This window comes from Streptomyces sp. NRRL F-5135 (assembly GCF_000719775.1).
Classification (GTDB): domain Bacteria; phylum Actinomycetota; class Actinomycetes; order Streptomycetales; family Streptomycetaceae; genus Streptomyces; species Streptomyces hebeiensis.
In genome coordinates this window covers 88,231-101,887 of sequence record NZ_JOHR01000002.1, presented here as the reverse complement: position 1 = coordinate 101,887, position 13,657 = coordinate 88,231, and the positions used below count along the sequence as shown (strand labels likewise).

At 68.8% G+C, this 13,657-nt stretch carries 10 protein-coding genes and 2 pseudogenes; 3 read left to right on the top strand and 9 right to left on the bottom strand.

From position 1 onward, the window contains the following. Positions 1-44: 44 nt before the first annotated feature. From IG02_RS0104235 to hemL, 3 genes are all read right to left on the bottom strand, one after another. The gene (locus tag IG02_RS0104235) at positions 45-1,310 is read right to left on the bottom strand and encodes a hypothetical protein (protein WP_030741995.1); all 1,266 of its coding nucleotides are present in this window, start codon (positions 1,308-1,310) and stop codon (positions 45-47) included. 311 nt (positions 1,311-1,621) lie between these two features. Beyond that, on the bottom strand, positions 1,622-2,269 hold the full coding sequence (locus tag IG02_RS0104230; RefSeq protein ID WP_051764478.1) for a histidine phosphatase family protein: 648 nt from the start codon (positions 2,267-2,269) through the stop codon (positions 1,622-1,624). Positions 2,270-2,343: 74 nt separating this feature from the next. Further along, positions 2,344-3,675: a glutamate-1-semialdehyde 2,1-aminomutase gene (hemL, locus tag IG02_RS0104225; RefSeq protein ID WP_078854188.1), complete on the bottom strand. Its 1,332-nt coding sequence runs from the start codon at positions 3,673-3,675 to the stop codon at positions 2,344-2,346. Positions 3,676-3,791: 116 nt separating this feature from the next. Here hemL and IG02_RS0104220 point away from each other — a divergent pair, with 116 nt between their 5' ends. Then, the gene (locus IG02_RS0104220; protein ID WP_078854187.1) at positions 3,792-4,394 is read left to right on the top strand and encodes a hypothetical protein; all 603 of its coding nucleotides are present in this window, start codon (positions 3,792-3,794) and stop codon (positions 4,392-4,394) included. Positions 4,395-4,478: 84 nt separating this feature from the next. Here the strand turns inward: IG02_RS0104220 and IG02_RS0104215 are convergent, their stop codons facing one another. From IG02_RS0104215 to IG02_RS0104195, 5 genes and pseudogenes are all read right to left on the bottom strand, one after another. Then, complete coding sequence (locus tag IG02_RS0104215) at positions 4,479-5,597, bottom strand: hypothetical protein (RefSeq protein WP_030741984.1); 1,119 nt, start codon at positions 5,595-5,597, stop codon at positions 4,479-4,481. A gap of 87 nt (positions 5,598-5,684) precedes the next feature. After that, positions 5,685-7,766 (bottom strand): methyltransferase, FxLD system, encoded by a 2,082-nt coding sequence (gene fxlM, locus IG02_RS0104210; protein WP_030741982.1) that lies wholly within the window; start codon positions 7,764-7,766, stop codon positions 5,685-5,687. A 21-nt stretch (positions 7,767-7,787) separates the two neighbouring features. After that, a complete protein-coding gene (locus IG02_RS0104205; RefSeq protein WP_030741980.1) occupies positions 7,788-9,056 on the bottom strand; it encodes a lanthionine synthetase C family protein in 1,269 nt (422 codons plus the stop codon). After that, positions 9,053-9,997, bottom strand: a pseudogene (locus IG02_RS0104200) (thiopeptide-type bacteriocin biosynthesis protein); the annotation flags it as partial. The pseudogene IG02_RS0104200 and the gene IG02_RS0104205, both read right to left, overlap by 4 nt. A gap of 519 nt (positions 9,998-10,516) precedes the next feature. Then, positions 10,517-11,206, bottom strand: a complete 690-nt coding sequence (locus IG02_RS0104195) for a YdcF family protein (protein WP_030741976.1) — start codon at positions 11,204-11,206, stop codon at positions 10,517-10,519. A gap of 499 nt (positions 11,207-11,705) precedes the next feature. Between IG02_RS0104195 and IG02_RS0104190 the strand changes: the two genes are divergently transcribed. Both IG02_RS0104190 and IG02_RS42520 read left to right on the top strand, forming a co-directional pair. After that, positions 11,706-12,131: a hypothetical protein gene (locus tag IG02_RS0104190; protein ID WP_158712234.1), complete on the top strand. Its 426-nt coding sequence runs from the start codon at positions 11,706-11,708 to the stop codon at positions 12,129-12,131. A gap of 265 nt (positions 12,132-12,396) precedes the next feature. Next, a pseudogene (locus IG02_RS42520) lies at positions 12,397-12,582 on the top strand (IS630 family transposase); the annotation flags it as partial. 50 nt (positions 12,583-12,632) lie between these two features. Here the strand turns inward: IG02_RS42520 and IG02_RS0104185 are convergent. Continuing rightward, entirely contained in the window at positions 12,633-13,655 is a 1,023-nt protein-coding gene (locus IG02_RS0104185) for a LacI family DNA-binding transcriptional regulator (RefSeq protein ID WP_030741974.1), read from the bottom strand. Between the last annotated feature and the right edge of the window lie 2 nt (positions 13,656-13,657).

Sequence of the window (13,657 nt, the reverse complement as noted above, 5' to 3'; positions counted from 1 at the left end):
TGCCCACCCCCCTGCTTGCCCGTTACGGGCGCTAAAGCTGCTTGTCAAGCCGCCTTAAAGAAAGCGTTCCACCCGCCGGCCGGCGCCTGTCCCGGCTGCAGGGTGCGCAACTTCGTGAGAACGGCGGGGTCCTGGACGTCGAGCCAGTCGACGAACTGCCGGAAGGACACCAGCCGCACGTCCTTCTTTCCCGCCATTCCCTTCAGCGCCTCTTCCACGGCGTCCATGTAGATGCCGCCGTTCCACTCCTCGAAGTGGTTTCCGATGAAGAAGGGGGCGCGATTCGACTCGTACGCCCGGTTGAAACCGCCGAGGTACGCCTCCGTGGCCTGCTTGCGCCAGCCCGGGTAATTCGCGGGGGGACCCTTGGTCGAATTCTGCGACTGGTTGGCGAGTATGTTGTAGTCCATCGAAAGGACTTCGAAGCTGTGGCCGGGGAAAGGCATTCCCTGGAGCGGCAGGTCCCATATTCCCTGCTTCTGCTCCGGCCACATCTGGTGGCCACCCGGGGAACTGGCGTCGTAACGCCAGCCGAGCTTCTTCGCGGTCGGCAGCAGGTTCTCCTGCCCGAGCAGGCACGGGGTCCGGCCGCCTGTCAACTCCTTGCGGTAGTCGAAGGGCAGCGGTTCGAGGTCCTTCCAGCCCGTATTCGTACGCCACTCGGTGACGAAGGACACGGCCTGGTCTATCTCGCTGCGCCACTGCTCGGGGGTCCAGTTGGCCCCGGAACCGGAGCCGGCGCAGAAGTGGCCGTTGAAGTGGGTGCCTATCTCGTGGCCGTCCAGCCAGGCCCGGCGCACGTTCTCCAGGGTGGCCTTGACGTGGTCGTCGGTGAGATAGCCGATGTCGGAGGCGCCGACCGGGTTGTTCGGCGGGCGGTAGAGCGTCTTCTTCGACTCGGGCAGCAGGTAGATCCCGGAGAGGAAGAAGGTCATGGCCGCGCCGTGGTCCTTGGCGAGGTCCAGGAAACGCGGGAAGAGACCGTTGCCGACCTCGCCCGCGCCGTCCCAGGAGAAGACGACGAACTGCGGCGGCGTCTGACCGGGCTCCAGGGGAACGGGCTCGGGCGGCTGGTGCGGCTGCTTTCCGGTGTGCGCCGTGGACCCGTCGCCTATGGGCCGGACGTTCTTCCCCGGACCTTCGCCGCCGTTCTTTCCATTGCCGTTCTTTCCATTGCCGTTCTTCCCCCCGTCGCCCGCTCCGCCGGGGAGATGCGGCTTACCGCTGTCGGAGCCGCACGCCGCGAGCCCCATCGCGGCGGCGGCCCCCATTCCGGCTCCGAGCAGACCCCGTCGGCTGATGTCGCGCATTACCGTTCCCATCCGCGCTCGTTACTTCGTCGGCCGTTCATACGTGCGTACGATCGGCAGCACGGAAGAGGGTGACACGTGCGGGTGGGGTTCCAGCAATTGACGAACTTTTAATTGCCTTTACTTGCGTAACAGCGGCTGTGACGGAAAGTGTCGGACGCCGGACACAACGCGTTACGCGCCAAGCGCCAAGCGGTGCATATCAGGCTGCGGGCAACGCGCATACCGGGTGGGGCGTCGGGCGTCGGCCTACGTCGGCGGGCGACGCGCGTAGCGCGAGGGGCAAGGGGCAAGGGGCAAGCGGCCGCCGCTCAGGCCCCGTACGCCTTCGTACCGCCCTTCACCGGCCTGGCTCCGGCCAGGAGATGGGCGGGGACGAGATCGCGCGCGGGCTCGGAGTAGCCGACGGAGATGATCCTGTCCCCCCGGTAGGTGAAGGTCGTCAACGAGGCGAGCGTGCACTCCCGCCGGCGCGGATCGTGCCAGAGCCGGCGCCGCTCCACGAAACTGCGCACGATCCAGATCGGCAGCTGGTGGCTGACGCAGACCGCCTCGTGCCCGCGGGCGGCGTCCCGCGCGGCGTTCAGGGCGGCGAGCATCCGTACGACCTGCTCCACGTACGGCTCGCCCCAGGACGGCCGGAAGGGATTCGTCAGGTGCTTCCAGTTGGCCGGCCGGCGCAGCGCGCCGTCGCCGACGCCGAAGTTCCTGCCCTCGAAGACGTTGGCCGCCTCGATCAGCCGGCCGTCGGTGGCGAGGGCCAGCCCGTGCGCCTGGGCGATGGGGGACGCGGTCTCCTGGGCGCGCTCCAGCGGGGAGGCGACGACATGGGTGATGTCGCGCTCCGCGAGATGCTCGGCGACCCGGTCAGCCATCTTCCGGCCCAGGTCGGAGAGGTGATAGCCGGGCCTGCGGCCGTAGAGAACGCCGTCCGGGTTGTGGACCTCCCCGTGGCGCATGAGGTGGACGACGGTCAGGTCGCTCTTCTCGTCCCTCTCCACGTCCTTGTTCGCGTCCCTCTCTTCGTTCTCGCTCACGCGGCACTCTCCGGTTCGGTGGCTTCGGCGGCGGCGCGGGCCGCGGCGGGCAGGGCCGCGGCGATCCGCTCGATCGCGCGGTCGTCGTGCGCGGTGGAGACGAACCAGGACTCGAAGGAGGACGGCGGCAGGTAGACGCCGTCGGCCAGCATCGAGTGGAAGAACGGGGTGAAACGGAAGGACTCCTGCCGCTTCGCGTCCTCGTAGTCGTGGACCTCGTCGTCGGTGAAGAAGACGGAGAACATGTTGCTCGCCGTCTGGACGCGGTGGGCGACGCCCTCCTTGTCGAGCGCCTCGCTCACCAGCGCCTGGACCTGGCGCGAGACGGCGTCGACCTTCGCGTACTCCGCGTCCCCGAGCAGCCGCAGCTGCGCGAGGCCCGCGGCCGTGGCGACCGGGTTCCCGGAGAGCGTGCCCGCCTGGTAGACCGGGCCCGCCGGGGCGAGCCGGCCCATGACGTCGGCGCGCCCGCCGAACGCGGCGGCGGGGAAGCCGCCGCCCATGACCTTTCCGAACGTCATCAGATCGGGTACGACTCCGTCGATCCCGTACCAGCCGGCCTTCGACGTACGGAACCCGGTCATGACCTCGTCGGAGATGTAGAGCGCGCCGTCGGCAGCGCACAGCTCCTTGAGCCCGGCGTTGAACCCGTGGCGCGGCGGCACGACGCCCATGTTGCCCGGTGACGCCTCCGTGATCACGCAGGCGATCTCGCCGGGGTGCGCGGCGAAGGCCGTCCGTACGGCGTCGAGGTCGTTGTACGGCAGCACGATCGTGTCCCCCGCCTGCGCCCCGGTCACCCCGGGCGTGTCCGGCAGCCCGAAGGTGGCGACCCCGGAGCCGGCCGCGGCCAGCAGCGCGTCGACGTGTCCGTGGTAGCAGCCGGCGAACTTCACGACCTTCGCGCGCCCGGTGAAACCCCTGGCCAGCCGGATGGCGGACATGGTCGCCTCGGTCCCGGACGACACGAGCCGCACCTGCTCGACGGGCGCCACCCGGGCCACGATCTCCTCGGCGAGCGCGACCTCGCCCTCACCGGGCGTACCGAAGGACGTACCCCGCGCGACCGCGGCCTGGACGGCCTCGATGACCTGGGGATGGGCGTGACCGAGAATCATCGGACCCCACGAACACACGAGGTCCACGTATTCGCGGCCGTCCGCGTCGGTGAGGTACGGACCGCGCCCGGACACCATGAACCGGGGCGTACCGCCCACGGCGCGGAAGGCGCGCACGGGAGAGTTCACGCCGCCGGGCGTCACAACGGCCGCGCGGTCGAAAAGCGTCTGCGAAACTGGGGCGTCAAAGGGATGGCTCACAGAATCCATGGTGGCAGAGGTTCGGACGTTCTTGCGGGCTGGTGTTTCACGTGCCGTTCGTGGGGGAGGTCACTGTCACGATGATCGGGTTGCGCGGCCATGGCTGCGAGTGGTCGGGTGGAGATATGCATCGCGGTGGCGGACTGGGTGAGGGGACCGACGGCCTGGGTCCGGAGCCGGCCAGGCGGGGGAAGCACCGTCGTGGCGAGCGCGATGCGCGGGGGCGCTCCTCGGAATCCTCGGGCTCGGAGCGGTCCGAGGAGGTACCGGAGATCAGGAGTGGTGGCCGGGTGGGGGTGACCTACAAATACTTCGGCGCGCCCGACGGCGCGACGGCCGCCCGCGTACCGATTTCCATGCGCCCGGAGGAGCTGGGCGGCGACGAGCTCGGCATGGGCGGCATGTTCACGAAGATCAAGCCCGAGACGATAGCGGCGATGGTCCTGACGGGAATTCAGGGAATGCCGCTGCACAAGGTCCCGCCGCTCGAACTGGTCGTCCTGCACCCGGATTACGCGGTGGTCAAGCTCCCCATGACGGTCGTCGACCCGCTGCGCGGCGTCGGCGAGGAGTCGGTGGGCGCGGCTGCGTTCATCTGGTCGACGGTCCCGGACAGGGGCGGCCCGAGGGACGCGTACAACGTGTACCAACTGCTGCACGAATGGCAGGACTTCTCCAAGAGGCTGCACGAGAACGGCCACCAGCCGTACTGCCTGGTGTGGCCCTGAGTCGAGGCGTTAGATGACGTTGTCGGTCGGGGCGGGCTTCGCGCCTTGCCGCCTCGCCGGGCATCGACAGTGACCGTCGGGCGGTCAGGACACGTCGCGGGCACGTGCGTGCCCGAGGCTCTTCCGAATCACGCCGTCGCCGACGCGCAGAGCAGCGGCCAGTTGCACCCCCAGCTCCTCGGGGATGGCCCCTGTGCCAAGAGCGCAGGCGCGCAACAGAGCGTGGCAGTCATGACCTTGCCGGTCTGTGGCAAGTGCGGCGAACAGAGGATTCGCGAGGATCTCGCGGGCCGCGTAGCCGTCTTCGGCGTCCATCGTTCTGCGGTGGAGGTCCGCGACGATGCGGTGCGCGGCGGGCGAATCAGCGGAGTCGAGGGCGTCCAGGACGGTTAGACCGAGCCGGATGTCGAAGACAGTCATCCCAGGTTCGGCCTGCCGCTCGGAGTAGACCGTCACCAGGTCCGCCAGGTGGCCGTTCACCGGCTGCCCGGCGTCGCGTCGGCACAGGACGGTCAGGCATGCCGTGACGGCCTGCTCCCACGGGTCGCCCGGCATCGTGTCGGCGAGGAGCTCAGTGGCCCCTGCCACGTCATTCGCAAGGAGAGCGGCGAGTACGGCGACTTGGCGCCCATCGAGCATCCGCTTGCCTACGCCGCGGTGAGCTTCAATGTGCGTCAGCGCCTCGGCCCAGCGTCCCATGGTGGTGAGAGTGCGCGTGCCGTCGGCGAGGAGCACGCGCCACAGCCATGCGCGGACCTCGTGGTGGTCCTCGTCGGTCGCGGTGAGGTGCGCCGGTACCACGATGCCGCCGAACCGGGCAGCCGTGCCCTTTTCGACGGCCTCGTACAGGTCGAGCAGTCGCCGACGGCCCTCATCTGCGCGGCCGGCGCGGATCTGGAGGCGGGCCAGGTTGACGGCCGGTTCCAACCCTCGGATCGCGCTCATGCCGGGGAGGGGGCAGGCGTCGAGGTAGGCGGCGGCGTGCTGGTGGCGCATCTCGCGCGCGAGGTCGGGTAGACCGAGGTCGGAGGCGATGAGCGCGGCCTGGTTGTAAACGGCCGACGCGAGCCCTTGGTCGGTCTTGTTCACCGCAGTGTCGGCCAGGTCGACGAGACCGCGCACACGCTCGGGTAGGGGCAGACAGGCGGGCCGGAATCGGGCTACGAGCGGGAAGCGCTGGGCTGTGGGTCCGTGCGGGTCCATGGGTCCCCCGGGCGTGAGCGATAACTGCTGAGGTGACGGTGCCTGTCGGCCGTAGGTCGGCGGGCACCGTCCGCTGCACGTGGGACGTCACCGCCAGTCGACGATGATGCGGTTCACCGGGGTCTCGAGAGTGAAGAGACCGGGGCGCTGCTCGATCTCGGGGGCGTCGAGAGGCTGGATCTCGAACCTGACCTCACGGTCGCGGTAGTCGCGGTCCCAGGTGCGGATGGCATCGGCGACCCTCGCGGCCAGCTCATCGCTGCCGGAGCCGTGGCCGACGACGCCGAATTCCCAGAGCTTGCCACCCTCGGGGGTCTTCTTCTTCGAAAGGCGCCGGGCGAGGTAGGTGACTGCGCCCTTGTCGACAACCGCGGTCGACGAGGGGTAGGGGTCCTCGGTGAGGAGAGTGCCCTTGGCGCTCTGAGGGAACAGCATCCGGATCAGACCGGAGGGCAGGGAGCAGGTGACGAACAGTTCCATCCACTCCGGCGACTCCATGGCGCGGACCGTCATACCGGTCCACTCCTCGGTGCGCGGCTGGTCAAGTACGCCCGCGAGGGCGTCGGCGTCGATGTTGAGCCCGGCGGGGGCCTGGAGTCGTACGGCGCCGTCCGTGCTGAGAGGGATCACTCGGCGGTCGTCGTCAGCGATGCCCCGCCGAAGCGGCATGAAGGTGTTCATCTCGCTGCCGAGGGACACCCACCGGCCGTCGCGCTGCTCGTAGGCGATGGAGCGGGAGACGGTGCCCTTGAGGCGCTGGGGGACGAGGAGCCGACCGCCAGGTGCGAGCTGCTGCAGCCAGGCGTGCGGTACTCCGTGCGCGCCGACGGTGGCGATGATCCGGTCGTACGGCGCTGCTTCGGCGTAGCCGAGGGCCCCACCGCGGGTCACGGCCTCGACGTTGGTGATTCCGGCGGCGGCGAGGTGCGTGCGGGCACCCTCCACGAGGTCGTCGTCGACATCAAGGGTGGTCACGTGTCCGTTCTCGCCAACCAGGTGGGCGAGCAGACCGGCGTTGTAGCCGGTGCCGGCACCGAGTTCGAGGATGCGCTCGCCGGGCCGGGCGTCGAGCTGGTCCAGCATGAGGGCGACGACGCCTGGCTGGGAGGCGCAGGAGATGGACGTGCCGTCGGTGTTGTACTTGATGTGTACGGGTGCGTTGGCGTAGGCGTCTTCGAGTGACGCCTCGGGCACGAACACGTGGCGGGGCACGGTCCGCAACGCGGTCTCGACGGCAGTGGCGCGGGCGTGTCCGTCCGCACGGAGCTGGTCGACGAGGGCGTTACGAAGGCGCTCGGCGTCCGCCGTGGGGGTGGTGATCGTGTCGGTGTTCACCGCGCTGACGCTATCGATCTCGGTCGTTGCGTCGGTGGGCGACTCGGTGTGGTCACTCGTTCCCATGACTACCTCTCGTGCGATGTGGGACAGGGCACTCTGGTCGTCCCGGAGGAGACCGGCGCGGTTGGCGTGGAAGATCACGTGGTGGGCGATGACCGCTCGCAGGCCACGGGTGAGGGCGCCGCAGTCTGCGAGGTCGGCGAGCGTGGCTCCGGCCCGTTCGAAAGCGGTCACCCATTCCTCGTGCGCGTCGAGCGGGCCATCCGGGAGGCAGAGGCTGTGGGCGTCGGCGGTCATGAGCTTCCGCATGGCCGGGGCCAGTTCGGCGGCTCGTTCGGGTTGTGGTGGAGCGGTGGCCGGTCGAAGGGCCGCGACCTTCGCCCATACGTCGCCCTGTTCGAACCAGTCGAGTCCGGCGCCGCGCATCATGACGCTCGCAAGCACGACGGTGGTCTCCCGGCGTCCCAAATGCATCGGGCTCGGCTGGTAGGCGAGCAGGTGGCGAGAGTCGCTGTGGAACAGTTCGTGGGCCGCGGCCATGGCCTCCGGGCCACCGAATGCGTCGGTCTCGGGCTCGTAGACGCAGGGCAGGCACGACACAGCCACGCCGTCGCCGATGAGATCGCTCAGCAGCGACTCAATGGCTGGTGAGGGCTTGTCCGCGAGGTAACGCAACGGCCAAGGCTGCTTGTTCAAGAACCACCAGCCAGTGAGCTGCCCGTCGGCCTCGGCCTCGATCAGGGCGGGGCGGAGGCGTTCGGCGATGGCGCGCCGGGCGCTCTCGCGGTCGACGAAGGTGATGTTGTACTGCTGCCAGCGGTCGGGCGGCATAGAGGTCCTTTGGTCGGTGGATCAAGCGATGAGGAGGCAGGCGTCCCAGGCGGACCGGGGTGGTGCGGCGGTGCTGGGCGCCAGGAGGGCCAGGGCTATGCCGGCGGCGCCATCGAGTAAGCCGGGGCCGCCGTTCTCGTCCTGAATGAGCGCCGTGGCCATGAGTTCGGGGACAGTGCCCGGTGGAATGACCGCAGCCAGGAGGGCCGGGATCGCGGCTCGAAGTTTCCCCGCGGTCGAGGGGTGGGCGTCGTCGGCCGTACGCGCGGCCGTGTGGGCGAGGCCGGCGAACCCGTGGCAGAGGCCGTTGTCCGTCGTGGCCTTCAGCTGCTCGAGATCGGTGAGGGCAGCCACGAGCGCGTTCTCCGCGTCAATCTGGCGGCTGGCATCGCCGAGGGCCAGCGCGGCAAGTTGCTGGGCGCGGGCGAGGCCGGCGGTGCCGTAGCACCAGGACGGCCGTCTGGGGCCTGACGAGCCGAGACGCCCCTGGCGCAGTTCGCCCCGAGTGACCCAGTACGGCCAAGCCCCGCCGCCGTCGGCCTTCCAGCGGTCCAGCCAGGCCAGGATGGTGCGCAGTGCTGCGTGGTGCCCGTCGGTGAGGAAGCCGTTCCGAGCGGCGAGGGCCAGGAGCGCGAGCACGCAGCCGATGCCGTGCGCCATACCGGTGTTGGCGTGCCCGCCGGAGAATCGGTCGTCCGGGCTGCCCGAGGGCCCGGTATCCGCCCACCAGCCTGGCAGGGTCTCGCCGAGGTGGGTGATCGGTTCTGTGAGGCGCACGCAGTAGTCGAGAACGGCACGCATCGTGGAGCTGCCGGGGTTTCGGCGCAGTAAGTAGGCGCCGTATCCGGTGAGGCCCCGGATGGCGTCGAACTCTGCGAGCTGCGGCAGCCGCTCGGCGTCGATGCGGCGGTGTGCGGTGTCGAGGCGGCGTCCGACGTCGACTGCGATCTGTTCATCCATCGCGTCGAGGGCGCGCTGGTAGGAGCCGGAAAGGTGGTCGGCGGCACAGGTCATGGCGTAGGCGAAGGCGGGCACTCCGTAAAAGGGGTGGCTGTCCGGGCCGCTGGTGAGCGGCTGCCGGGCGGCTGCGGCGAGCCAGTCGTGGGCGCGCTGCCACGGGCCGAGGCCGTTAGCCGCCAGCTCGATGTGCAGGAGCACGATTCCGGGCGGGCCGTAAGCAAGATGCTGCCGGTTCGAGGACAGCAGCCTGGAGCCGAGGGGCACGGTGTCCGGGGCGGCGAGCCGGGCGGCGATGGCGTCGACCAGGCCGAGTGCGGGGAGAGCGGTCACGAGGCCTTCCCCCTGGTGCGGGCGGTCCAGGCCAGGGCGGCGGCACGTGCCAGGTAGAGGCATACCTCTTCCTCCGGGAAGTTCACGGCGACGTGGCGTACGAAGTGGACGTGCAGCAGGGAGGTCAGGACGTCGTCGGCGGCGATGCCCTGGGTGTCCGGGCCGGGCAGGTGCGGCCGGTACGCGGCGAGCGCCATATCCCGATCGGCCCATGCCGACACGATGGCGTCCCCGCCCGGGACCTGGCGTAGCCTCGCCCAGTCGTCTCGCGGGTCGGCGAGCCGTACGGCGTCGATGAACTGCGGGCGTGGAACCGGTTTGGGGGCTGTCGGCGGGATGTGGTCGATCAGCCACCGCATCCCGGCTGCGGTGCTGCCGAGGAACGCCGAGGCGATGGCGACGGTGTGGGCCGCCACCAGCGTGCGCCGGCTGGGGCACTGTGGCTGCATGAGCTGGGCCAGGATGGCGCACGAGTCCGCCCGGAACACCTCCTCGGCTGCCTCCCATGCGGTACCGGAGCCCCAGCGGCCCATCTCCCGGTAGGAGGTGGGATAGCGCAGGTCGGCCAGCAGGCCGATGCTTCGTAGCTCGTCGGCCCAGGCGCTCACCGTTCGGGCCGTGTCGGCGAAGGCTTCCGGGTCGGGGAGGGCGATGCGTACGCGGAGGTGCTGGTCCGGGTCGCGGAAGCGGATGAACCACCACGGCGGGTTGCCGAGTCGTTCCACGAGGTCGGGCAAGTGCCGGGAGAGCAAGACGACTTGGCGGCGGGGGTCTCCGTACAGGGCGGCCAGAAGAACCGAGGAAGAGGCAGGCGTCTGCATCTGGGCCGCAGACAGGGCACGGGCCCGGCTGGGGGCCGGCAGTGGCGGCCATGCCGACGGCCTGGTTGCTTTGAGTGGCACCACGACCTCGTGGGCGCGCCCGCCGCACCAGCCGTATGCCGGGCGTGTACGAGTATTGGGAGAGAGCCGACGGGAACTGAAGTGTGTGCCTCATCGCCTTCCACGAGCACTTGGCAGGCACAAGGCGTGGCGAGTAGGGAGCTCTCCTGATCAAGTCGCCTCAGTGACCGGGGTGTCCCCCGAGGTGGGCGGCCCTTCAGCAGTTGCGACTGATGGCCTACCCGCGCGAGGGAACATTCAGGGCATATAAACCTAGGAAATGACGCCGCCCAGCGACAGCTACCGAGAGTAGTTTTTGTTGGCCAGTGCGCATGACGCAAGAAAATCCCAGGTCAACACCCCGCCTTTACCATTCGCTGCACGAATGGCAGGACTTCTCCAAGAGGCTGCACGAGAACGGGCACCAGCCGTACTGCCTGGTGTGGCCCTGACCTGACCTGGCGTTTCCTGCGGATTGGGCGGGGCTTTCGGGCTCCGCCTTTTTCATGCCCGTGGCCCGTGGCCCGTGCGGGGACCATCAGGCGGCCGCCTGGAGGTGCCTTCCTGCCAAGAGGTGGCTCAGGTGCTGATGAGGCGGCTGTCGAACCCGGCGCCCAGGAGGCGCTCATAGGCGTCATACACATCCCCCGGTACATCCTGCTCGACGGCGAAGCCGAGCTTCGGGTACTCGATCACCCGTTGCAGGTCCCCGACGAGCATGTCGACGACGAGCTTCTCGTCGCCGATGGACTTGATGTAGTCATCCAGCTCCAGCGGCTCGGAGGCGCATACGACCTCGGCCTCGGGCCACAGCTTGCGACAGGTCGCGTACGAGCGGCGCTCCATGTACGGCTTGGAGATCAGCAGCAGCGATTCCACCATGACACCTGCGTCGACCAGCAGTTCGCGAGAGAAGGTGATGTTCTGCCCGGTGTTCGCGGCCTTCGGCTCCACGAGAATCGCTTCGTCCGGCACGCCCAGGCTCAGGGCGTGCTCGCGGTAGTGGACGGCCTCGCCGCGTGGGAAGCGAGCGCGGGTGGTGGGGCTGTTGCCGCCGCTGAGGACCAGGACGGGGAACAGACCGGCGCGGTAGAGGCCGGCGGCCGCGGTGGCCACGCCCAGGTCGTGGCTGCCCAGGCCGATCGCCGCCGAGCAGGGCCGCAGCTCGTGGCCCATATGGTGGTACTTCCAGATCAGCGTCGCGTCGTGGAACTGCTCGTCGGTGATCTGGCGCTGCTGGTGCTCCGGCACTGGCACTCCCTGGCTCATCCTTGCTGGCCCTTTCGGATGCCCTCGATGCTGCGCAGCTGGTGACTCAGCCCGTACTCCTGGGCCGTTTGAGCCGCCTGATCGAGGACGGACAGCCCGAGGTCAGGGCCTCTCGATAGACCGGACACGCGAATCCGAACCGACCGACGCCGGGAGGCCCTGTTGTCGCTGTTGATCGCGACCGCGCCGGCAACTTCCGCTGTCCGCTGTGTCGCGCGAGTGACTTGCGCACGTGGACGACAACGCGGCCAGCACCTTGACCACGCCGGCGACGTAATACTCCGTGTCGCGGCCGCCCTGGGGCTACAAGCTCAGCCACGAAGCGTCGGACAAGCCTTCGGATACACATCCGGACAGGCCTCCTACCAGGCCGGACAACTAGCAACCTGTCCCGGACAGCTCACCTACTTGCCCGCACTCTTCCATCTCGACACTCTCTATCTGGCCCGACCAACGGGCGAAACAGAGATTCACGGCCAGTGGAGAGGGATAAGAAGAGTTGCGTATTCGAAAATTTCTTGCGAGCGGGGTGTTTGCTTCCGCGCTCGTTCTGGGGGTCACACCATCGCCGGCTTCTGCGGCGGACGGTTTGCAGCGCGCCGGCCTGAGTTCTACCGTTCCGGATGACGGCTATTGCGCAGTCATCGACTGGGACGGCAAGGCCTGCTTCGATGGGTACGGCGAATGGTTCTACCTGCTGGACGACTACGACGACCACGTTCCCATCGCCATCAGATGGAGTCACCAGACGCTCAACGGTAGTTGGCGTCGTGGAGTGATCTACAGCGACCGCGGTCCGGGGGTCTGGACCAGTGTGAACAAGAGCTTCGAAGAAAACCTCTTCGTCTCCTATGAGCTCTGCGACTTCGACGTGTCAACCAAGAAAGAATACAACTGCGTCGGGCCGGGCTGGGGGCCTACGTAATGGCTTTTTCCTGAGAAGCCGCGTCTCAACAGATCATGGAACGTACAAGTCGAACAGAGCTCCTGATCGGGTGGCCTTTCGGCGGTACGCGCACGACTGAGGGCAGGGCCTCCTGGCAGCTCAGGGTGCTACCCTATTCTGGGCGGTCCCGGGGGCCCTGTTTTCTTGTTGTACGCGTTCAAGCCTGTTGACTTCAACTTGTCCACCGTGTCATGCGATTGCCTCACGCACGCATACGGCAACGCGCAGATCTTCCTGATGATTAGCCGGTATCCATTTCGAGGACGAAGCCGGGTTCTCCATGACGCCGCCGCAGGCCAGGACCGGGTCACCACGCGGCCGGACCCCGGTGGTGCGGGTGCGAGGCCGTTCCCGCAGACCGATATCAATCGGTGCGCTGACCTGCTACAAACCCGGCCACCGCTCAAGACTGATCTACCGGCCGCACCAGGACGACGGCCCTGACCGGACCCCGCGTCACAGAATCGCGCCGTTCGCCCGTCAGCGCGGCGGCGCCGTACTGTTTCTGACGACGAGTTCGGTCGCGAGCTCGACGCGGTGCTGGGGCAGTGGGGTGCCCTGCGAGAGGGTGACGATCATGGTGGCGGCGGTGGCGGCCATCTCGGTGAGGGGCTGGCGGACCGTGGTCAGTGGCGGGACGGTCCAGCGGGCCGGCGGAAGGTCGTCGAAGCCGACGACGCTCAGGTCGGCCGGGATGCGCAGGCCGGCTTCGGCGGCGGCCAGGTACGCGCCCTGGGCCTGGGCGTCGTTGCAGGCGAACACGGCGGTGGGCGGGTCCGGCAGGCGGAGCAAGGCGCGGGTGTGCGTCAGGCCGTCCTCGTGCCGGAAGTTGCCTACGCGGACGAGCACTGGGTCCACGGGTACGCCCGCCGTCTCCATCGCGGTGCGGTAGCCGTCGAGCCGGGCGCGGGCGGCCAGGGAGTGTGCCGGGCCGGTGACGACCGCGATGCGGCGGTGCCCGAGTTCCAGGAGGTGGCGGGTGGCCGCCAGTCCGCCGTTCCAGTTGGTCGCCCCGACCGACGGGGCGGCGTGGGCCGGTTCGCCGCCGGGGTCGACGAGGACGAACGGGACGTCCCGGCCGCGTAGTTGGGCGCTTTGGGCGTCGGTGAGACCGGCGAACACCGCGATGACGCCGGTCGGGCGACGGGCCAGCACGTCCTCGACCCAGCCCCGCCCCGGCGTGTGACGGCCGTGCAACTCGGAGAGCACGACGGCGAGATGGTTGTCTCGCGCCACCTGTTGCACACCGTTGATGATCTGGATGGCGTAGGCGTCCCGTACTTGACGGAAAACCAGTTCCAGCAGGGCCGCGCGCCCGGTGACCCGCTGCTTCTGCCACCGGTACCCGTGCCGGCGGATGACGTCCTCGATGCGGGCGCGGGTCTCGGCTCCGACGTCCGCGCGCCCGTTGACCACCTTGGAGACCGTCGACAGCGAGACCCCGGCCTGCCGGGCGATCTCCGCGCTGGTCAACGGCCCCCTTCCTGAATCCGCTGAGGGCATGG